General features: G+C 60.7%; 21 protein-coding genes and 2 tRNA genes. 4 read left to right on the top strand and 19 right to left on the bottom strand.

Going from position 1 to position 20,919, the window contains the following annotated elements; genetic code table 11:
- Positions 1 to 77 precede the first annotated feature (77 nt).
- Both HDEN_RS06170 and HDEN_RS06165 read left to right on the top strand, forming a co-directional pair.
- The gene (locus HDEN_RS06170; RefSeq protein WP_013215279.1) at positions 78 to 1,214 is read left to right on the top strand and encodes a M48 family metallopeptidase; all 1,137 of its coding nucleotides are present in this window, start codon (positions 78 to 80) and stop codon (positions 1,212 to 1,214) included.
- A 67-nt stretch (positions 1,215 to 1,281) separates the two neighbouring features.
- Positions 1,282 to 1,917 carry a DUF2939 domain-containing protein gene (locus HDEN_RS06165; protein ID WP_245256743.1) on the top strand — a complete coding sequence of 212 codons (636 nt, stop codon included), beginning with the start codon at positions 1,282 to 1,284 and terminating at the stop codon, positions 1,915 to 1,917.
- Positions 1,918 to 2,066: 149 nt separating this feature from the next.
- Here HDEN_RS06165 and HDEN_RS06160 read toward each other — a convergent pair whose 3' ends face one another.
- The 5 genes from HDEN_RS06160 to HDEN_RS06140 all read right to left on the bottom strand — a co-directional run bounded on the left by HDEN_RS06160 (position 2,067) and on the right by HDEN_RS06140 (position 10,220).
- Positions 2,067 to 4,886 carry a valine--tRNA ligase gene (locus HDEN_RS06160; RefSeq protein WP_013215277.1) on the bottom strand — a complete coding sequence of 940 codons (2,820 nt, stop codon included), beginning with the start codon at positions 4,884 to 4,886 and terminating at the stop codon, positions 2,067 to 2,069.
- A gap of 121 nt (positions 4,887 to 5,007) precedes the next feature.
- The gene (locus HDEN_RS06155; RefSeq protein WP_013215276.1) at positions 5,008 to 5,697 is read right to left on the bottom strand and encodes a DUF2497 domain-containing protein; all 690 of its coding nucleotides are present in this window, start codon (positions 5,695 to 5,697) and stop codon (positions 5,008 to 5,010) included.
- Positions 5,698 to 6,003: 306 nt separating this feature from the next.
- The gene (locus HDEN_RS06150) at positions 6,004 to 7,500 is read right to left on the bottom strand and encodes a DUF2497 domain-containing protein (protein WP_013215275.1); all 1,497 of its coding nucleotides are present in this window, start codon (positions 7,498 to 7,500) and stop codon (positions 6,004 to 6,006) included.
- 285 nt (positions 7,501 to 7,785) lie between these two features.
- A complete protein-coding gene (locus HDEN_RS06145; protein ID WP_150103209.1) occupies positions 7,786 to 9,261 on the bottom strand; it encodes a TolC family outer membrane protein in 1,476 nt (491 codons plus the stop codon).
- Positions 9,262 to 9,563: 302 nt separating this feature from the next.
- On the bottom strand, positions 9,564 to 10,220 hold the full coding sequence (locus HDEN_RS06140) for a protein-L-isoaspartate O-methyltransferase family protein (protein ID WP_013215273.1): 657 nt from the start codon (positions 10,218 to 10,220) through the stop codon (positions 9,564 to 9,566).
- A gap of 242 nt (positions 10,221 to 10,462) precedes the next feature.
- On the opposite strand from HDEN_RS06140, the gene HDEN_RS06135 reads away from it, so the two are divergent.
- Together HDEN_RS06135 and HDEN_RS06130 are read left to right on the top strand one after the other, a co-directional pair.
- Positions 10,463 to 10,536: transfer RNA gene (locus HDEN_RS06135), tRNA-Cys, on the top strand.
- A gap of 225 nt (positions 10,537 to 10,761) precedes the next feature.
- Positions 10,762 to 10,836, top strand: a tRNA-Asn gene (locus tag HDEN_RS06130).
- A gap of 351 nt (positions 10,837 to 11,187) precedes the next feature.
- Here the strand turns inward: HDEN_RS06130 and HDEN_RS06125 are convergent.
- From HDEN_RS06125 to HDEN_RS06065, 14 genes are read right to left on the bottom strand one after another with little or no spacing between them, the layout of a single operon-like run.
- Positions 11,188 to 11,526: a hypothetical protein gene (locus HDEN_RS06125; protein WP_013215272.1), complete on the bottom strand. Its 339-nt coding sequence runs from the start codon at positions 11,524 to 11,526 to the stop codon at positions 11,188 to 11,190.
- Between the two features lie 47 nt (positions 11,527 to 11,573).
- Entirely contained in the window at positions 11,574 to 12,176 is a 603-nt protein-coding gene (locus tag HDEN_RS06120; protein WP_013215271.1) for a hypothetical protein, read from the bottom strand.
- Between the two features lie 5 nt (positions 12,177 to 12,181).
- Entirely contained in the window at positions 12,182 to 12,475 is a 294-nt protein-coding gene (locus HDEN_RS06115; RefSeq protein ID WP_013215270.1) for a hypothetical protein, read from the bottom strand.
- On the bottom strand, positions 12,472 to 12,867 hold the full coding sequence (locus HDEN_RS06110; RefSeq protein ID WP_013215269.1) for a hypothetical protein: 396 nt from the start codon (positions 12,865 to 12,867) through the stop codon (positions 12,472 to 12,474). The genes HDEN_RS06115 and HDEN_RS06110 overlap by 4 nt, the downstream gene beginning before the upstream one ends.
- The gene (locus HDEN_RS17720) at positions 12,867 to 13,745 is read right to left on the bottom strand and encodes a glycoside hydrolase family 108 protein (protein ID WP_013215268.1); all 879 of its coding nucleotides are present in this window, start codon (positions 13,743 to 13,745) and stop codon (positions 12,867 to 12,869) included. The genes HDEN_RS06110 and HDEN_RS17720 overlap by 1 nt, the downstream gene beginning before the upstream one ends.
- A 42-nt stretch (positions 13,746 to 13,787) precedes the next feature.
- Entirely contained in the window at positions 13,788 to 14,612 is an 825-nt protein-coding gene (locus HDEN_RS18140; protein WP_150103208.1) for a hypothetical protein, read from the bottom strand.
- Positions 14,609 to 15,919, bottom strand: coding sequence for a hypothetical protein (locus tag HDEN_RS17715; protein ID WP_013215266.1), 1,311 nt, complete (start codon positions 15,917 to 15,919; stop codon positions 14,609 to 14,611). The genes HDEN_RS18140 and HDEN_RS17715 overlap by 4 nt, the downstream gene beginning before the upstream one ends.
- Positions 15,920 to 15,923: 4 nt before the next feature.
- Positions 15,924 to 16,841, bottom strand: coding sequence for a hypothetical protein (locus HDEN_RS06090; protein WP_013215265.1), 918 nt, complete (start codon positions 16,839 to 16,841; stop codon positions 15,924 to 15,926).
- On the bottom strand, positions 16,834 to 17,565 hold the full coding sequence (locus HDEN_RS06085) for a DUF2313 domain-containing protein (protein WP_013215264.1): 732 nt from the start codon (positions 17,563 to 17,565) through the stop codon (positions 16,834 to 16,836). The genes HDEN_RS06090 and HDEN_RS06085 overlap by 8 nt, the downstream gene beginning before the upstream one ends.
- On the bottom strand, positions 17,562 to 18,644 hold the full coding sequence (locus HDEN_RS06080) for a baseplate J/gp47 family protein (protein ID WP_013215263.1): 1,083 nt from the start codon (positions 18,642 to 18,644) through the stop codon (positions 17,562 to 17,564). Before HDEN_RS06080 ends, HDEN_RS06085 begins: the two co-directional genes overlap by 4 nt.
- Before the next feature lie 12 nt (positions 18,645 to 18,656).
- On the bottom strand, positions 18,657 to 19,250 hold the full coding sequence (locus HDEN_RS17710) for a phage GP46 family protein (protein ID WP_013215262.1): 594 nt from the start codon (positions 19,248 to 19,250) through the stop codon (positions 18,657 to 18,659).
- Complete coding sequence (locus HDEN_RS17920; RefSeq protein ID WP_013215261.1) at positions 19,250 to 19,507, bottom strand: PAAR domain-containing protein; 258 nt, start codon at positions 19,505 to 19,507, stop codon at positions 19,250 to 19,252. The genes HDEN_RS17710 and HDEN_RS17920 overlap by 1 nt, the downstream gene beginning before the upstream one ends.
- Positions 19,508 to 19,513: 6 nt before the next feature.
- Positions 19,514 to 19,873, bottom strand: coding sequence for a phage baseplate assembly protein domain-containing protein (locus HDEN_RS06070; protein ID WP_013215260.1), 360 nt, complete (start codon positions 19,871 to 19,873; stop codon positions 19,514 to 19,516).
- A complete protein-coding gene (locus tag HDEN_RS06065; protein ID WP_013215259.1) occupies positions 19,873 to 20,919 on the bottom strand; it encodes a phage baseplate assembly protein in 1,047 nt (348 codons plus the stop codon). The genes HDEN_RS06070 and HDEN_RS06065 overlap by 1 nt, the downstream gene beginning before the upstream one ends.

The following is a 20,919-nucleotide window of genomic DNA, read 5'->3' as shown; positions in this document are numbered from 1 at the left end:
TTTTCGGCTTTCGCATGCTTAGATGACGGCCGGTGCGGCGCGCCTTTCACCCCCACGTCCAATGCCGGAATTCTCTGATGTCACCGAACGACACGACCCATGCCGATCCCGTCCGGTACTATTGCCGCTTCACCGGCGGCCGGGCGACTTCGCCTGTGGATGGCGTTGCGACGCTCGGGCTCAGCGGCGTCGAGATCGATCTCGGGCCCGGCCATCCGTCGCAGATTTGGCAGTACGACAGACTGCGAACGCTGGAGCCGGTCCGCGCCAACGCGATCGACGTGCTGCTGTCGTCCCCGGACGCCCCCGGCGCATCGCTGTTCGTGCAAGGCGGCCGATTCGCCGCTGATCTGGCATCGCACGCCCCGCATCTGACGGCGCGAGCCGCGCGCTGGCGCAACTGGAGATGGGGACTGCTCCTCGCCGCCCTCGTCGCCTTGGCGGTCGCCGCGAGCTTCGCCGCCGGATGGAGCCCGCTCAGATCATTTGCGACGGCGCTGCCCGATAGCTGGCGGCAACGTCTCGGCGACTCGGCGCGCGAGTCGATGACGCAAGGTCATAAGCAATGCGCCGACGCGAGCGGCGTCGCGGCGCTTGCGAAACTGTCCGAGCGGCTCTCCAAGGCCGCGCCGGAAGGCGTCTCTTTCAACGTCCGCGTCTACGACTGGCCGCTGATGAACGCCTTCGCCGTACCCGGTGGGCAAATCGTCCTGACCAAAGGCTTGATCGACAAAGCCGAAAACCCTGACGAGGTCGCGGGCGTTCTGGCGCACGAAATGGGCCACGGCATCGAAATGCATCCGGAAACCGGCATCATTCGCAGCGTCGGTCTCGCGGCGGCCGTTGAAATCATGCTCGGCGGCGGCGGCCTTGCCAACGCCGGTCTGATGCTGGCGCAGCTCGGCTATTCGCGTGGCGCCGAGCGCGAAGCCGATCTCGACGCTCTGCATCTGCTGAAAGGCGCAGGCATCGCTCCGAAAGGGCTCGGCAATTTCTTCATGCGCGTCACCAAAATGGAGACGGACAACTCCGGCTCGAACGGCGGTGCGCTCAACTGGCTGCGGACGCATCCCCCAGCAGCCGAGCGCGCGAAGCTCGTCCGCCAGCAGCCCGATTATCCCGCGACACCCGCGCTCGATGCGCAGTCCTGGCAAGAGTTGCAGTCGATCTGCAAAACGACGATCGAACCGCCGAAGCCCGACAATAACGGTTGATATGCGGCCGCCGGTTGTGCTCGGCCCGAAGATCGTCGGATTTGGGTGTAAATTCGCGGAGTGCCAGTTGAACCGCACAGGGTCGCCACCAACCACGATGAAAAAGCCGCTCTGGATTTCGGTCGGGCTGATCGCCCTCCTCGCCGTTGGCTACATCGGCGCGCCGTTCCTCACGGCGTGGAACATTCGCGAAGCCGTGCGCAACGGCAATTCCGCGTATCTGACGACCGCGATCGAATGGCCGAGCGTGCGCGAAACACTGAAGCCCTCGATCGCGCGCATCGCACTCGACTTGCCGAATGCCGAGCAGACCGAGCCCGCAAATCCGAGCCTCTGGCAGCGAGCGAAAGCCTATTGGGGCCGCGGCGCCATCGACAGTCTCGTCGACTCCTACGTAACGCCAGAAGGCCTGCCGCAGCTCTTCACGGTGCAAAAAACGTATCGCGATTACGTTTCAGGCGATGACGGCACGAACGCGCTCCCGATCCTTGAGCGGGTCTCTCGGGCCTGGGCGCGTGTGAAGCGCGCCGAGTTCACCGGCTTCACCACGTTCGAAATCGACATGGCGGACAAGAACGACGAAACGCGGCTCTATCTCGGCAAGCTGGAACTGACGCGCGTCGGTTGGAAGCTCGCAGAACTGCGCGTCGAATTTCTGAAACCGGCGACCATCACGATCCAAAATTTCGCCGGCACGCTTTGAGCGCGAGAACAAGACACGCGTAGATGGCCGCCTGCGCGGCCATGACGGAATGAGACGAGCAAACAATCCGTCACGGCACCCGTCCTGCCAACCTGATCGTCATGGCCGCGAAGGCGGCCATCCACGACAGGCTCGGCAAAGAACTCAGGTCAGCCGACATCCTCCAGCCGTTTTAGCGCAGCCGAGAACCGCTTGATCTCGGCTTCGAGTTCGGCCTTGCGTTCTTTCGCTTCCTCAATGGCTTCTTCCTTCGCCCGCTCCATGAACTGCGGGTTGGAAAGTTTCGCATCCATCTTCTTGAGGTCGCTGTCCGCCTTGTCGATCTCTTTCGCAAGACGCCGCTTCTCGGCAGCCATGTCGATAATGCCTGCGAGCGGCAACGCCGCCGTCGTCTCGCCCGCAACGATCAGCGCCGCGCCTTTGGGCGCGATATCGGCGAAGTCGATACCGTCGAGACGCGCCAGCCGCTTCAGCGTTTCGTCATTCCGATGGACGCGCTCGCGCATGGCGTCGCTGGCACCGACGATGACGAGCGGCACCTTCGCGCCCGCCGGAACGCTCATTTCGGTACGCACCGAGCGCACTTCCGAAATCAGCGACACGACCCAGTTCACCTCATCGACAGCGTCGCGCTCGACAAGGCCGTCGAGGTTCGGCCACTCGCTGAGCACCAGAAGATCGTCGCGCTTGACGCCGTGCTCGACCATGTGCGCCCAAAGCTCTTCCGTGATGAACGGCATGAACGGGTGCAGCATCTTGAGGATTTGATCGAGCGTCCACGCCGTGACGGCGCGCGTCTCGGATTTCGCGTCCTCGTCATCGCCCGCGAGCAACGGCTTGATCAGTTCGAGATACCAATCGCAGAACTCGCCCCAGACGAATTCATAGATCGCAGCGGCCGCTTCGTTGAATTTATAGCCTTCGAGCGCTTCGGTAACGGCCTTCGCGGTCAGTTCGGCCTCGCCGATGATCCATTTGTTAAATATCTGCGTCGCCGACTTCGGATCGAAATTGCGCTGCCGCACGCACTCGTTCATCTCCGCGAAGCGCGAGGCGTTCCAGAGCTTGGTCGCGAAATTGCGATAGCCTTCGACGCGTGACTTCGCGAGCTTGATATCGCGCCCCTGCGCCGCCATCGCCGCGAGCGTGAAGCGCAGCGCGTCGGCTCCGAACTCGTCAATCAGGACGAGCGGGTCCATGACGTTGCCCTTCGACTTCGACATCTTCTGCCCCCTCTCGTCGCGAACGAGGGCATGGATGTAGACGTCCTTGAACGGCACTTCGTCCATGAAGTGCAGGCCCATCATCATCATGCGGGCGACCCAGAAGAAGATGATGTCGAAGCCGGTAACGAGCACGCTCGTCGGATAGTAGCGGCCAAGCTCCGGCGTCTCGTCCGGCCAGCCGAGCGTCGAGAACGGCCACAAAGCCGATGAGAACCACGTGTCGAGCACATCCTCGTCGCGCTTGAGCACGACGTGACTACCCGACGTTTCCCCTCCCCCTTGCGGGGAGGGGTTAGGGGTGGGGGACTTGGCGTAATACGCCTGCGCCAGCGCCTGAGCTTCGTCTTCCGTCGCCGCAACGAAGTACTTGCCGTCCGGCCCGTACCACGCCGGAATCTGGTGCCCCCACCACAGCTGACGCGAGATGCACCAAGGCTGGATGTTCCGCATCCACTCGAAGTAGGTCTTCTCCCAATTCTTCGGAACGAAAACCGTCTTGCCGTTCTCGACCGCCGCCATCGCGGGCTTCGCAAGCTCGGCGGCGTTGACGTACCACTGATCCGTCAGCCACGGCTCGACGACGACATTCGATCGATCGCCGTGCGGGACCGTATGCGTCGTCGGCTCGATCTTTTCGAGCAGGCCCAGCGCATCGATATCGGCGACGACACGCAGCCGCGCCTCGAAGCGATCGAGCCCGCGATAGGCCTCTGGCACGTCGTCGACCAGCTTGCCGTACGCATCGAGCACGTTGATCTGCGCGAGATTGTGCCGCTTGCCGACCTCGAAATCGTTGAAGTCGTGCGCGGGCGTGATCTTCACCGCACCCGTTCCCTTCTCGGGATCGGAGTATTCATCCGCAACGATCGGAATTTCACGCCCGACAAGCGGCAGCTTCACTTTCGCGCCAGCCTTGATCAGCGCCGCGTAACGCTCGTCGTCGGGATGCACCGCAACGCCCGTATCGCCGAGCATCGTCTCGGGCCGTGTCGTCGCGACGACGATGTAATCCTTGTCGTAGCCAGCCACCTTCGCTGCGAGCGGATAGCGGAAATGGTACATGTGCCCGCTCGGATCTTTCGCGAGCACTTTGCCGAGCGCCGCCGCATCGAACGGCTCGCCGCCGTCCTTCGACCACGAGAATTTTCCGCGCGCCTCGACCTGCACGACTTCCAGATCCGAGATCGCGGTCTGAAACTTCGGGTCCCAATTGACGAGACGCTTATCCTTGTAGATCAGCCCCTCGTTGTAGAGCTGCACGAAGACCTTCACGACCGCCTTCGACAGCCCCTCGTCCATCGTGAAGCGTTCGCGCGACCAGTCGCACGACGCGCCGAGGCGTTTCAGCTGATTGATGATGGTGCCGCCGGATTCCTCTTTCCACGCCCAGACGCGCTTCAGGAATTCCTCGCGCCCAAGCTCGCGCCGCGACGGCTGCTTACCGGCGGCAAGCTGGCGCTCGACGACCATCTGCGTCGCGATGCCGGCATGGTCGGTGCCGGGCTGCCAGAGAACATCGCGGCCCCGCATGCGCTCGAAACGCACGAGGATGTCCTGCAGCGTATTGTTGAGCGCGTGCCCCATATGGAGCGAGCCGGTGACATTCGGCGGCGGGATGACGATGGAGTAGGACGCGTTCTTTCCGCCTGTAACGGCGCGACCGGCCTTGAACGCTTCGGACTTGTCCCATTCGGAATTGATGCGCGGCTCGATTTCGGCCGGGCGGAACGTTTTTTCAAGCATCTGAGAGGGTGTCGTTTCCAACCGCGGTTGTTCGACACCGGTGGTAAGGCTGACATTCGTACGCTGTCAACCTTGCCACCCTCTTGGACGCATGCAGGTGCCGGATTCCGGCGCGTTGCAATCAGCGCTTGCCGGTTTCGTCCCGCAGCGCCTTTTCGACAATTTTAGGCATATTCTCGGTCAGCCACTGACGCAGGATCGGCCGTAGAAGCTGCGCTGCCGCATCCTCGACACCGCCATTGGCGAAATTGCCGCCATCGGGCAGCCGGGGCGGCTCGGGCACGTAGGCCCTCTGCGCCGGCTGAGGAGCGGGCTCCGGTTCAGGCTGCGGCACAGGCGCCGCGAACGTCATGCGGCTCATACGCGTGTCGAAAAACGATGTCATGACGCGCTTGACGTCTTCGCTCTGCGGCGCGGGCTGGGCAGCTGTTTGCGCCGGCTCCTTGACCGTGTCGAGCGCGACCGGCGGCGGCTCGATCATGCGCCCGTGGATCGGCTCGAAGGGTATGACAGTCCGCGCAGTTCGCCGGCCCCACTCGCTCTCCTGCGCATGCTGCGCGTTTGTACCGAGTGCTTCGCTGAGGCGTCCCAGCAAATTCGGCCGCTCGGCCTGGGGTTGCGCCGGAGCCTTGAAAATAGCCGGCAGCTCAAATTCCAATGCCTCATCGGCAATATTTCCGCGACCTCTTAGTGTCGTCACACGCGCCTCCCGCCTGTCTGCGTCGAACCCTGGCGATCGATCGGCGATACTCGTGCGGATCGATGCAAGTATGTCTTCGACGTCGTTTCTTGCTCCATTCATCATGTTCATGACGCTTCCTCTCTGCGTACGAATACGAATTCGCAGAACCGCGTCGGCACCCCGTTGCCCCTCCGGTTCGTCCTGTCTGGAAAGAAAGCGCTGCGCACTCCGATCGCAGCTCAGCCCCCCAGTGACGTCACGTGCGGACCGCATCACCCAACTGGTGACTTGGCGTCGCCCGCCTGAGACAAATTGCTAAGGCCCACTCGCGGCAACCGTGTGGCGGAAGTCACGATCAAGGAAAATTTGCTGCAGATACAAAAAAAGCGGAGATACCTCCGCTTTTGCTCATGCTCTGCATTGAATTTCAGATTGTTAGTCGCGGCTGTTCTTGTGCCCTGGCAACAGCCGCTCGGTCATTTCACGGCGAAGTGCGCGCTCCACGATCTTTGGCATATTTTCGGCAAGCCACGTCTTGAGCAGCGGGCGCAAAAGGTCTGCGACCGCGTCTTCCATCGTGCGATCGCCACCGATGACCGGCTCAGCTTCGACGTCCAGCGGCGGCAGGGCCGATAGTGGCGGCACGTGTGCCGGCTGCAATCGGTTGTCGAGCGGCGGGCGTGCCGGTTCGGCTGGCATCTCGACGCTTCTCGGAAGAGCGCGGAACGGAAACGGATCCGCTTCCGACTCTGCAGGCTTGCTGTGCGCCGGAGCGGCAGGCTTGAACGAGTCCGACAGAGGCTCGAGCGTGCGATGCGGCCCAAGCGTCGCCGAAACGCTCGGCACGGCGAAAGTCTGCGGACGTGCAGCAGCGGGCGCTGGCTGAGACTCCGCCGCTCTCGGCGCCGATGTAGGTGCCGGTGCTGCCGCAGGACGCGCCGTTTCCTGCACAACGGGCGAGCCATTGGCTTTCGGCCATCCTGGCAACGCGGGCGACGGTCGAGCGTCATGTTGCTGCGGCACGCTTGCGCGCGGAGGCGCCTGCGCCGGATCAATCGAAATCTGCTGCTGCGTCGGCTTCTCGTTCAGCGCGCGAGGCAGAAATGGCGAAGGACCGAGATCGAACGCGAAAGGATCGGCGGCGGCAGGCGTTTCCTGCGGCTCGACCCGTGTCGCAACCGGCGGGGAAATGGCGCTAGCTGCCGCGCCATTGACTTTGAGGGTAGGCTCCGCCGGCTTCGGCGCGGCAACTGCCGGTGTAGGCGCGACCTTTGCCGCAGCGTCGAGCGTCGGCGCATTCTTCCAGTCCTGACGTTCGTCCGCCTCGCGTAATGCTTTGAGATCCTCGCCGAGAAGCTCGACGAGTTGCGCGTCGATCAGCTGTGCTTCCGATGTGGTTTCGACCGTCACCGATTTGTGCTCGGCGTCGACGATCGCCTGGACCTCTGCCGCAATCGATGTGTCGGCAGGCTTTTCCGGCTCCGGCTTGATCGACGAAGCTTGCGCCTTCTCGGGCTCGAAAGGTTTGATCGCGACGGCAGCCGGCGTCTCAGCGGATTTAGGTTCGACCTTTACGGGCGCCGGAGCCGGCGCAGGTGCGGCTTTCGCGGCGCTGACTCCACTTGCCGATTTCGGAGCGGATTCAGGCGTGACCGATTCCTGCGGCGGCGTCACGGGCGTGAAAAAGCGCTGGTCACCTGGCTCGTCCGCCGGAGCCGACGATTTCATGAAAGCTTCGCGCGACATGAACCCGCGCTGTTGCGGCGCTGCGGGCCTCACAGCTGCGTTCGGACGAACGGGCGATTGTGGTGCGCGCGACGGCGCCGGAGGCGGCACGGTCCTCGAACCCGACGTGTCTTCCGCGATGATCTTGCGGATCGAAGCAAGGATCTCCTCCATGCTCGGTTCGACGTTGGGTTCAAATCTCGACATACTCGTACCTTCTCGCGACGGCGACGCCAGGCTGAGAGACCGTGAACTTTCACGGATTTAGCGAAGTTCCCGCCCTCATACCAATCGGATAATCTGCTCCGATGACAAATATGGTGGCAGGTTGCGCAGCGCCCGGCAACGATCCCGGTATTAGTTATCCCCGGAGCGCGGCACTCTCAAGGCAGCGACCGCACGCAATCGCCGCGAAACGTGCCAAAACGAGCCAATATTGCGCCGCCCGGAGGCCACAAGCCGACGATCATGGACGGCCTGCGATCGCGCCCGCTACTTCAGCGGCTTGCCGTCCTCGCCGACGTCGATGTGCTCACGGCGGCCATCGTCATGCGTGATGTCGATGCCCCACCACTTTCGGCGCACTTCTTCGTAATGCACTTCGGGGTGATAAACTTCGGTAGCAGCGCCGACCTCGGACACGCTGAGACGCCCGACGGCGGACACCAGCGTATACGACGCCACGAGAATGTTGCGCTTCGTCGTCTCGAGATTGACCTGCGACTGCAACAGTTCCTGCTGCGCGTTCAAAACGTCGAGCAATGTCCGCTGCCCGACGCGCTCTTCTTCCTTGACGCCTTCGAGAGCCGTCGTGTTCGCCGTGATGGACGCACGATCGGATTCTGACTGGGCTTTAAAGCCTTGTAGCTGCGCCCACGCTTGGACGACCTGCGACTGCGTCAGCGAGCGCGCTTCCTCGATCTGCTGCAAAAGCGAAATGTGCGTATGCTTCGCCTGCCGCAGCCGCGCGTAGACTTCGCCACCCGCCGGATAGATCGGAACGTTGACGCGGCCGACGACGGAAGCCGTGCTCCCCCGGTCGATAAGTTCCGAGCTGTCGAAGCTGTCCGTCCAGTTGGCTTCAAGCTGCGCCTGCGGAAGAAGTTCGCCACGAATCTGATCGACGCTGAACCGGCCAGCCTGCTCCGAGTAGAGCGCCTGGACGACCTGCGGATTCTCTTTCGTCCCGATCGCGATGGCGTCCGTGACGCTGCGAGGAACGAGCTTCGTATTCGGATTGGGTTCAATCAGGTTTGACGGAGGATGTCCGACGACCTGCTCGAAGATGGCGCGGCTGGACTTGAGGTTGGCGCGCGCCTGATCGAGATCCGACTGCCCCGCTGCACGCCGGGCCTGAGCCTGCGCGACGTCGGTCTTCGTCACTTCACCGACGTTGAAGCGATCCTGCGTCGCCTTCAGTTCGGCGTCGAGGAACTTCAAGTTGTTCTCGTTGAGCTTGACGATCGCCTGATCGCGCACGACGTCGCCGTAGGCCGTGACGGCATCCAGCAGAACCTGCTGTTCCGTATTGCGCAGCGTTTCACGCCCGGCCCGGTCCGTCGCCTCCGCCGCATTCACGGCGTTGGTGACTTGAAAGCCCGTAAAGACGGGCTGAACCAGATCAACGCCATAACCGCGCGGCGATGACACGCTGCTGCTATTGCCCAGCGGAGTCTTGCTCCACGTTCCCTGGCGGCCGACGCTGGCGGAAAGATTGATATCGGGACGATAACCGGAATTCGCACGCGCGATGTCTTCGTCGCGCGCTCTCTGCCGGGCGCGTTCCGCATCGAGCGTCGGGCTATATTGATATGCGGCTGAGAGAGCATCGACGAGTGTCTCGGCCGATCCCGATGTTGGAATCGCAAAAACCCCGGCCAGAGCCAGCAGAGCCGAGATCGCGCAGCGTGACCTAAGCCGCGCGCGCATTCGTGACGGTTGAGCTTGCGCTATCATCGACAATTGCATGAACCCATTCTGGCGTTCGCGGCCCCGAACTAGCGAACGCTCCCCCTCAGAAATGCAGAAACGTCATTTACCCGATTCGCTGCGAGTGGCTTTCACTAAGGCGAAGCGTCCCCGCAACAACGTACCGGATAACTTGGGTCGCCACGCCTATCCGTCTAGCATTTATTAATATTTTCGTGCCGAGCGTGGCGCGAAACACACTCTTCGCGCGAACTTCGAGTTTAGAAAGCCGGATGCAAAAACGCCGGCGCGGCGATGGAATCGTCGCGTTCGATAGATCAGCGAGTGAGAGCAGTCCGGAACTAGAAAACGAAAGCAGGCTTCGCGGATTCAAAGCCCGTCAGCAGCGGCGCAGCCGTCTGAAACGCGTCGCGGCGAACGAAAAATTCGCCCGTCTTCTGCAGCAGAAACGCATGGCCGAGCTCACGCTCGACTTCGATCGCAACGAGACGGCCGCCATCTGACAGCTGCGCTTTGACTGCGTCGGGAATTGTTTCGACGCCGCCCTCGACGATAATGACGTCATAGGGTGCCTGAGCTTTCCACCCTTCCGACAGTCCACCGGCGACCGCCGTGACGTTGCCGATGGAAACGCTGCGGCAAGCATCCGTGACAGACGTTGCGGTCTCTCTATCTGGCAGCAACGCGACGACCGATTTCGCAATCTGCGCGACGATTGCCGCTGCGTATCCGGCGCATCCGCCGATAACGAGGACCGAGTCGGCGGGATTGATGTCGGCGAGTTGCACGAGCTTCGCGAGAACGGTCGGCGGCAGCATCACGGCACCAGGCGCCACATGAAGCGCTTCATCGCTATAGGCGAGCTTCGCCAGTCTCGCGGGGACGAACGCCTCGCGGGGAATCGCGCTCATCGCGGCCGTCACGCGCCGATCGGTCACGTCGCTCGGGCGAATTTGGCTCTCAACCATGTTTTTGCGTTGTAAAGCGATGTCTGCCATTGCCGTCCCCAGCTATAAGCCTGTTGTCACCCGGCTGACGCCGGAACGAAGGCCGCGAATTCGAGACCTGTTCTATACGCGAGCAAAGCGCGCGGCGCGACGGGAAAGCCGTCGCATGGATAGGCAAATACCGTTACGACTTGTAAGGTGTCGCCGCTCTATGTTAGACGGCCGTTCGCTTCGGTAAATCGACTTGATTTCCGCAAAACGACGAAGGCGGTGCGCCGCTGACTGAGCGTTGAGGCCACGTGGCGGAGTGGTGACGCAGCGGACTGCAAATCCGCGTACCCCGGTTCAATTCCGGGCGTGGCCTCCAATCTTCCAAAAAAACAAAGCCCACCCAGACCCACCCGTGCGGAAATCCGGTGCAATTGCGCGCCGGAATCAATGCTGGGACGGGTGGTCGCAGTTGCCGCATCGGCACTGAAATGCGATCACGTCGTGCGCTTCTGCCTGGGCGCATGAAGAAAGAGAATAAAGGGCCTCGCCAGAGACGAAACGTTCTGCTATGCGGAGCGCTCTCCGGCATTTTGCACGGCATTCCGCGGTAGCTCAGTGGTAGAGCGTCCGACTGTTAATCGGATGGTCGTAGGTTCGAATCCTACCCGCGGAGCCACCCCTTACCCCCTAAAATACGTCGCAAATACTTGAAATTCATAGGCTTTTTCTATCTGGAAAAACCACTCGATTTTCTGAAATCCGATTTTGCTACACGGTTTGCTACACACTTTGCTACACATCGGCGTCGGAAGATTGAACAAAAAAAGACCCCGCCGCCCCCTTTAAGGGGCGGCGGGAGTGGCGCGCGCAGGGAGGCTGACGCGGCGCCGACGGGCGGCGTTACGCAGAGGAAGGGGGAAACCTCAGACGCCGAACAGAACCGATCGCGGCAGCAAAAGCACTAGGCCGGCAGCTGCAAAAAGCACGTAGCGAACGCGCGGTCGGCGGAAGATGCGACGAGCACGGACTAATGCCCTAAGAACCCCAGATCGAAACCGAGGTATTTTGCCAGTGCCGCGAGCGGCACCGCCAACAATGGGGCCGCTTCCTTGATGAACTCGAATACCTTCGTGCCGATCTCCAGCATCGGCACTTGCCGCGGTTCCTCGCTCTTGATCTTGGTCGCCAACCGCTCTGGCAAATCTCGGATCTCGTCCAGCATCCCCAGAGATATTTCCGATTGGCGTCCCAATTCGTTGCGAATCGAGCCGAGCAGTATTCCGATCTCGAGCGCGGAACCCGTCGACCAACGACCGGGGTAATCCGGCGGCAATTCGTCGATATGTCTCGGCGGAAATCGGTTCATGGTTTGACTCAAATGTGGCGTCTGCCATTGGCTGCGTCTCCGATCCGCTACGGCAGTATCTTCCAGGTGCTAGGATCGGTAAGCGACGGCGTGACAGTTACTGCCGCCGGCTTTTTCTTCTTTGGCGAAATGGAACTGGTCGTGAGTCTGGCTGCAGGCTTAGACGCGTTGGCGTCTTCGAGTGCGCCAACCTCGAGCTGCAGCTGCCGGACGCTGTCCGAGAGCCCGTCGAACTTCTCGCCCAGCGCATCGACCTTCTGTTTCAGCGCATCGACGGCGGCTTTGTAACTCGCTTCGGCGAGGCGCAAACGCTTATCGGCATCGGTTTTCACACTCTCGACGTCAGCCTTCGTCACCACGTCGCCGTGAGCGTAGGCACGAGCCGCCTGAAGGTTGCCGCCGGCGATGTCAACGACGCGAACACCGTAGCGGACGCCCGCAAACGCGATGAGAGCCGCGACGGCCAGGAACGCCCCGCGCTTGGTCCAGGTCCAGATGCGCCATTCCGCGACGAACTGCTTCCATTTCGGATTGGCGAGGCCGAGGAACGATGAAGCGGCGCTTGTGACGGTAGCGAAAAAGGATTTCGCGCCCTTTTCGATATCGGCCGCAGCGTCTTCGATGTTGTGTTCGATCGATTTCAGGTCCATGTGCTCTATCCCTTGAAGTCCGGAGTTTCGGTAGCCTTCAGCCCGGCCCGGCACACGGAACGCTCGGCGCGCATGGCATTGAACGCGCGCTTATTCTCTTGTTCCCGGCGCGACGTCGACGCCGCGCGCTCGCCGTCTGCCGGCGGGTTCTTCCACGCCGGATCCGGCACCAGGCACTCGGCCGGCGGCTCCACTTCGACGTTGCGGACGACGATGGTCGGCTCCGGCGGTTCGGACGCGCAGCCACCCGTGCCCATCAGGAACGGCACGATGAGCAGTGCGGCGAGGTGCAGTTTCATTTGCGCAGGATCCTCGTGATTTCCGGCGTGTAACAAACCGGGTTGTCTTTCAGCGCCGCCAGCTCCTGTTCGAGCTCGCGCACCTGGTCGACGGCGGCGACGGCCTCGGCGCGCGCCCTATCCCGCTCGGCGTTGGCGGCACGCTCGCGCTCGGCGCGCTTTGCCGCTTCCTCGTTGCGGGCCTTGTCGGTGGCGGCCGTCAGCGTCTTCGTCCAGGCGAGATCGCGGCCGGAGATCGCGCCATCGACGATGACGTTCTTGAGCCAGACGATGCTGACGATGACCAGGACGATAGCGAGAACGACCAGGACGGCGGCGCCGATCGCGCCACCGCCGATTTGAGCGGCGCGCGTCTTGAGCCGCCCGAACAGCAGAGCCAAAGCGGTCCACATCACACCGCCTCCTGACGAATAATACGGCCACGGCCGAACCATCCGATCACGGCACCGACAAGCGCTGCCACGCCGACTTGAAATGTCGGATCGCTGGCGAGCGTCAGGATAAAGAGCACCAGATCGAAGTGACCGCCGCTATAGGCAGCATTGGCGGCATGGACTCCGGATACAACGACGCCGCCGCCGCCCGCTGCGCCCGTTGCGACCGCAGACTTGCCTTCAGGCGTATCCCACGGCTTCTCCGGCGTCTCGTCGTAGGCCTTGCCCTGGCAGGCCGCCTGCAGGTCGCCATCGAACTCCGGCTGGGTCATGAAGCCACCCAGCGCGACAGCGGCGCTCGTGCCAGCCCAGGCGAGCGCCTGCTGCTCGATGCCGTCGCAGCGCCGCATCCAGCCCTTACCGAAGCGCCAGAACGTCTTCAGCGCCTTTAGGAAACCGCGCCGCTGCTTCATGATCGCTTCGACCAACTCGTCGGGATCGACAGCAGAAAGCGCATCAAGTGTAACCTGTCCGATGTTGCCCGTGGCAGAAACACCAAGAGCACGCTGCATGGCCTTCACGGCGCGCAGCGGGCCGGAGTTGACGCCGTAATCGAACACGGCGAGGTCGACGCCCTTCGGCAATTCGTCGGCGCGGACCTCGTCCCAATAGCTATGCTGATAGATTTCATGTTCTTCAGCCTGCGAGATCAATCGCACCGACTGCTTTGGCAGACTTTTGCGCGCGCGGAAGGCGTCGTACTCGCGCTGAATGATGCCATGCATCGTCGCGCCGCCAGGATCGTATTTGTCGTTCGAATAGCCGCCTTCCCATTTCAGAGTTTGCCCCAGGCACGCGCGAAAGCGCGCCTCGGCGTCAGCCGATGCGTTGATCATAGTGTCCCCCGTTGAAGTGCTGCTGGCTACTTTGACTTCTGTTTATCTGAACGTCGCAAACACCGCACAACGCCCCCCGCTCGTCGTATTTGACCAAGTGCAACTCGCGGACAGCGAGGGAATGTTGCTATCCGACGTCGCAACGGCGGTGCTAGTGGAGCCGACACTAGATGACACAAGCGATTGCGTGAAAGCCAATGCCAGGCCGGACCATGTCGCGGTTGGCGCGGTCACACCGCCGCTGTACGCAAGGCCAATACCAAAACCTTTTGCTGGAATGTTCAGCGTAGCCACGGCCGGCGCGGCCGTCGATCCGGCAGGGGTGCTGGTCGGCGTGATCGAACGCAAATTCTCCACACTGAAAATTTGCACCGACGCGCCGCTCATAGATGCGGAGAACGTCACCGCGACAGTTCCAGTGTTGCCACTGTCTAGTTGAACGGCCCAAAATTCGACAACACCAGACGTCGTCGTGTTCTGAGCACGACAGCCGGGCACCATCGTCGCGGAATTACCAAAGACGGTGACTGACGAAACAGTGCGATTGGAGCTTGTGCCGTATCCATGGACGGCAACGAGCAGCCACCGCCCAGCGAATGCTGGAGTTGGCAACGTGAACGTAAAGGAGAACGAAGTTGAGTTGCCGTTGTCGAAATGCGCATCCTGATATGTCGGTACCGCAGCAGGCTCAGCGGCGAAGCCGAGCATAGGATTGAACATGCCAGGGAGGCCGCTACGCCTCGTCTTTTTGATCTCGGAGCGGACGCTTTTCCAATCTGGAATAAGCATACCTGCGGCGTTGCACGTATAGCCCTCTGGGGCGGGCCTAATAATCGCCGGAGCTTTATGCAGATCAATCACGATCAAGCCCATCCCTTAGAGAGGCTGAGCCGCACTTCGCTCGACGACCGCGCGTCATAATCGAGATAGTCCACTGCATTCGCTGCTGTAGACAGAACGCCAGCGTTGCCGCCGACCCACTTATACACAGAGCCCCAAGCCGTGATCGTTCTCCCCCCTGTAGAATCCTGCTGAATGCGAACCCTGCCCTTCTGGCCCGGCACGATGTTTGTAGGGTTAGGAAACGTTCTGGCAGCGCCAGCAATAGCTAATGTAAAATCGACGCCAGTTGACAAATCGAACCCACTTATCGAGGCGCCATCGGTCAGAGCGACTTCCGTCATCGCCCCCCAGACACTTCCTGCCGTCAGAGCCTTGCTCGTGTTTGTCTTGCCGAGATAGTCCGCCTTGAGCGCCGCGGTAACAGTGATCGTCTGATCTGCCCCAAGAGTACCGCCACCAGTGGCGAGCCCTGAGGTTGAAATACTTCGACTAGTAGTGGCTGGCGTGTAACCGAGTGCCGATAACACGTCGCTGGACGTTAGCGAAACGGCTCCGGTGCGCGTATTGAACGACGCCACACCACTAGATATCGCCGCAATGGCTGCAGCGACAAAAGCGGTGTTCGCAAGTTTTGTGCTATTATCGCCACCCGTCTGCGTGGGTGCCGTCGGATTGCCACTGAAGCTCGGAGAGGCCAGCGGCGCTTTTCCACCCAGCGCGGAATTTATAGCTGCAAGATCAGCGGAAAGCCCCGAAACATCAGATTCGGTGATTCCTAAAGCGGCCTTAAGAGCAGTCGCAGTAATGGCGCCCACAAGTCCAGCGACCGACAATACTGCGTCCGTCGGCGATTTAAGCAATTTCCAATTCGCAAGCGTCGACGCCGGTGCCGCAGCAAGAATGTAGCTCCTGTTAAGGTCGTCTCGAATGCATACGTCCCCCTTTTGAGCATCGAGCAGAATCATAGCCGCGTCGCTCGATGCGCTGAACGTATCGGTAATGGCTACCGCGGGAAGGCGTTCAACCGGCACCAAACCGTCGCCGTCCAGCGGCGCAATGCCGCCAGCCTCACCGACAGGTGCAGAAACCGCCGCCCGAATAGCATCGGCTAATGCCGCATCGTCGCCCGCATTAGAAGTTATGCCAAATGCTACGAGGGTTGCGCGGATAAGAGCGACGACATCGTTTGCAAACGTTGCATCAAGTCGCGTGCCGTCGCTGCCGTTTGGCCCTGATGGATCTTTTGCCCATGGCTTGCGAGATCCAACGCCAGCGCGCGCCGGACGCGTGTCGCTGCCATAGTCGCCGGAGAAGTCGAGAACATCAGACATTCGGCTAGGCCTCCTTGATGATTTCGAGCCAGCCGTCGACGTGGAAATTTCCGGAACCTATGTCTTGGTCCTCTGTGTCACCCATTCGCGCAGTGACTGATATCGAGCTAGCGTAATAGGTTTGCAGTTCGAGAGTTTTGGGAGCAGCAAGAGTAAACCAGCAAATGCCGCTGGAAGGATTGAGCGTTGAATCATTGTTCCCTGTCTGGGAGTGGCTGTCGGCAGAGTGCCCAAAACCCAATGTCTGGTTATCGGTTATATTTTGCAGCCGCGTCCTGTGATGCCCAGCATTCGACGCAGTCCCCAAAAATGAAACCCTGAATGTGCCTATAGGCAAAGTGATCTGTGAAGCTGAAAGCGACGCGCCACTAATCTGATTTTTTAATACCGTGTTGATTGGGCGCGTTGTCCAAGCATTGCGCGTCAGCGCCGGCGCGCCGGCGAGATTGGCACGCCGTTGCTCGATCATCATAACTGGCGCGAGCCCCGCAAGGCTGACAGCATCTCCACCGACAGTCAGAACGATTTCGCCAGTCGTCGGATCAATTGCAACTGTGAGGCCGGAACCGCGAAGCCGCCGAAGCTTGTAATTATTTGTGCCCGCATTGACGCCATCATGAATCGAAACACCGAGTGCCGGGTTGCCTTTATCCTCGAGGCCGCGGACGGTCTTTTGAATGGCCTTCAAAAGCATGTCGTCATCGGTGGCATCGTCGGTGACACCCATGCCCCGAATAGCACGACGCAAAAGCGCCGTTACCTTGTTCAGCCAAATGGCTGGGACTTTTGTACCGGTCCCAGCCGCGCCGCCGACGCAAGGCTGAAACCAGGTGTCTGTCGATCCAGTCGGGTCGGCATCTTCGGGGCGATCCGTCGTTTCATTTACGCCGCTTCCGAACGGACCAACGATATTTTCAGACATTGGTAACGACCTCATAAATTGCTCGGACGTGAGCGGGTTTGAATCTTTCGATTAAACAAACGACCTGTTCGGGCGCGCTCGGGCACGGCGGCGTGCAATCTGCGACTAGAGCGTCGGCTTCGAAAACTGTCGGGACTAGGGGTTTCGGTCCGTCGAAAATTCGGATCCGAATGGCATTCAGTTCGCAATCACAATCGAGAGCGTCTAGGTTGGCCTCGAGGCAGTCCGCGCGCGCAGTCGCAGTCGGGCATTCATCGCATTCGACGGTGTAACCAAGGCGGGCGGCGAGACTGGCGAGATATGCGCAGGTGCTGCCCCCCACTGCGACGACTTTATCGCAAAGCGTATCGTACGGTTCGCAGCTATCTGGAAAACCGTAGTCGTGCCCCCACTCGCCGCGAAGTTCTTTAGTCGTATCGCAAAACATTTCTTCCATCAGCGCGCATGCGCGCTGATGCAAATATTCGTGGACCTCGGCGCAAGCGAGCCAGTAGCGCTGCAGGCCTGTCAGCTGCTCAACAGTTGGCTCGATCGCACCAATGCCAGTATGCCCCACCTCGAACGTTCCGACCTGGCTGGAATCGCGAACGACAATTTGGCGAGCATCAAGATTGGTCTGCCATGCTCGACCGCGCGGCAGCAGAGCCATGATCTGCCGCCAAAGTTGCCATTTGTTCGGGCACAGAAAAGGATCGTCGGTCGCGGAATCGCAGCTTACGGTCATGCGAAAGTCACCGAGCCAAGCGTCAGCAATTTCCCAACGGTCGCCGCTGTATCACCGGCCGGCGCTGTCAGCGTGTGGTGATCCTCCCCCACGGCGATCGAAATCGCCTCGACGACTTTCGAGCGATATAGTGTGAATGGATTTGTAAGCGTCGAAACCGCAACGCGACGGCGGAATAAATCTGCGAGCTCGGCCCTTACCGCGTCACGCACGATGGTCGTATCCGGCGAGAGCCCCGTGATCGTTATATTGACAGCCTGTTTGATCGGTGCCTGAACATCGACGAGCGCACCGGCCGGCCGGACCGTTTCGATATAATCGGCGACGTTCTGGACGTCTGACCCTTGCGGGATCCCGTCGGAATATGTGTCATCCATCAAAAACCAAACGCCGACGGATGTACGATCATTGGACTGCGTAACGGGATCGACGAATACGCGCGTTACGCCGTTTATCTCTCGAGCCCAGGCAACATAATCATGCGCGGCGCCGCCGTGCGGCGGCAGTCGCTTCCGAAACAGGACGCGAGATCTCAGGCTCTCAATCGACTCCAAATCCGCACCGCTTCCGATCCCAGCGCTTGCTACAACGGCAGCTGAATTCAATCGATCAAGAGCGGCCGTCATGGTGAGTGCGACGCCAGACGCGGCATTACCTGCCCTTCCTGGGGACTGGGCGCGAACCTGAACGGTGGCGTTGCCGTCGCCGTCAGTCACACCAGCCGAAATAACATCGTAGGCCATGTTATCGGCGCGCAGCAGAACGATGCCGGCCGGAACCGCAATGCCAGGATCCCCAGCGATGACGACCGCGCCAGTCGCAAACGTAGCCGGAAGTCGCGCCATGCCATACTCACGCGCATGCCGCTCGACGAATTCTCCGTCGGCCGTCGAGACAAGAATTTGCTTCGAGATCCATTGCAGGAAAGAGAAATTCTCATAAACGGCGCCGGCCATAACTTTCGCAGAAACAGCGACGTTGTTAGGCCAGAGGCGCGCGTCCGACCCCTTGAGGTTTCCGCGGAACGCATTGGCGGCGCGCTGAGCGAGCGCCGGAAGGTCCGGAATCTGAAATGCCACTATTTCGCCCCCTTATGCGAAAATCTCGTCGCCGTAGTTCATGCGGGCGCCGTTCAGCGTCTGTTGCCAGACGACGCCAAACCGCTGCTCGTATGTCTTCTCCCCTACGCGACTGAAGTGCTGCACGACGAGAAACAGAGCTCCGATCGAGACGTCGACCGAGGATGTAATCTCCGTCCGCGCTACGGCTGCCTGCTCAATCAATGTTGCAAGCGCCTCACGCGCGTAGTCCTCAGCCGCTTGCTGCGTTCGATAGTTGAGAGCAGCGCGCTCGAGCAGCCAGAGACGCGAACCGATCGGCGTATCTGGCTCGCCATCGATCTTGACGCTATCTCCCCACCACCCGCGGCGATCGCCATCGTTTGCCGGCAGAACGTCGTCTGCGCGCGCAGGTGCATCCGTAAAGAGGCAGAGCAGCGTCGCCGTGTGCAGCGCTGCCTCGGCTCTGAGGCCTCCGAGGCTCTCGACCTGGTCGCCAGCATCCGAGCGCGCGAGGATCCAATCGCCGAACCCGCCAGCGGCGTCTGTTCGCTGAACCCAAATCGTATCCCAGAGCAGCTGCGGCTGGCGCTCGCAGGCCTCAGTGTCACGAATTCTGATTTCCATTATTCGTCCAACGATTTTGTTGCGCCTGAGATCAATGACGCGCCGCATTCAGTGAGGTCGCCATGCCGCGCAACGTAAGGCCCTTCACAGCGCATTTTGCTCGAGTGGCCGACAATCGGATTAGGTCCGTGAATAGGGCAATCGAGAATGTCGCCCTGGCGCGCGATCAAAGCGCCCTCGCACTTGGAAATTGACGCACTCGTTATGATTGCGCCCCCGTGTGTTGAGGTATCGCCAAGCCGGCAGATCAATGGCATTGCTGTTTAGCCCGGCGGGTTAATGTGCACTTCGCCGCCAGCTGGCGAACGGATCTCGACGTTTTTCCCGCCGCTCGAATAGATCGTCGTAGCACCCGGGTCCTTGCCCTTGATCCTGTCGTCGGGATGCTCGAGGTTCAAAACAAAAGCCTGGTCCGGACGGCCTCCCGCAAGAAACAAATGGCCGATCGCACCGACGCGCGGGACCCCGGTTAGACCGTGACCCTGCCCCCGCATTGAGATTTTAAAAATCTCGTCGGCCAGCCCCTTCATTGTGACGATTTGAGACTCGCCCTTGTCGTCGACCTCGATAACCTCGACGCGGCGAACCATCCCGCGGCCAGCGTGCCTGTCAGCGTGAAACATCACTCGACCCCATCATTCCAACTGGCATCGGATCCCTTTCCCGATTTGCCCTCGCCCCGATAGTTTCGAGGATCGACCAGGTTGAGCGTAGCCCTTGTGCCGCTGCCGTCTTCTTCCTGCTTAAGAATAATGTTCTCGATCAGCATGTCCTGCTCGAGGTGCATCAGTTTCGGGGCAGATACAAAAATCAATGTGTTCGGCGTCCAAAGCTTGCCGGCTCCATCGCGCCAACTCGGCGTTGTGATCTGCGCCTTGATACAAGCGCCGGCCGATCGTTCCTTTTCGTGGTTGGCTCGGTTGCGCGCACGCTTGTTGTCACAATCGCCTTCGTGAACGATAAGCTTCGGCCGGTACCGCTTAACGCCGCCGTCCTGCGCCTGCTGTTTGATGCGCAAATTATGGTCGCCGTGGCCGTGCCGGTTCTGCCCCTTGATCGTATATTCAGAGTGTCGCGTGCCGTCGGTGAGATCGACACTCCACGGGCCGATATTGACACCCTCAACAAGGGCGCCGGCCGCGCGCTCGGCAACCGAGGCATTTGTAATCTCGATCCCGCCGTCAGGCGTTCCCATTTGCGTTGCGCCTTGCGGCCTGAGCGCCCTCTCGAGATACTCGAAACCCGTCTCGCCTTGCATAATCTGCTGATAGGGGATGGAGTCGAGGCCGATTTTATCGGTTATCGAAAAGCCGTACGGGTTGAATTCCCGGGCAAATTCGACCGGCGTTTTGTCCTCGGCATAGCCGGTTGAATGAATGGCCGAGCAATCAACCCAATCCTGAGAACTCGAGCGGCCTTTGACCGAGATTTGATGCGTGTCCGCGTCACCATTGCCTGAGTACGCATTGACATATCCAACTAGAAACAGATCGCTAGACGCAAGAATCTCAACCGACGTCCCTGGCGGAAATGAAAACTGACCAGGACGCTCCGTGGATTCGAAATTAAACTTTCGGCACGCTTCATTGATTGCGGCGTTGAGAGTGACTTTCGACCAGGCGCGATAACGCATCCCGTCAGCGAGGACGGTAACGAGCTCAGTTGCCAT

Source organism: Hyphomicrobium denitrificans ATCC 51888 (assembly GCF_000143145.1).
GTDB lineage: Bacteria > Pseudomonadota > Alphaproteobacteria > Rhizobiales > Hyphomicrobiaceae > Hyphomicrobium_B > Hyphomicrobium_B denitrificans.
Note: the sequence above shows the minus strand (reverse complement) of the source record. Positions and strands in the feature narration are given on the sequence as shown.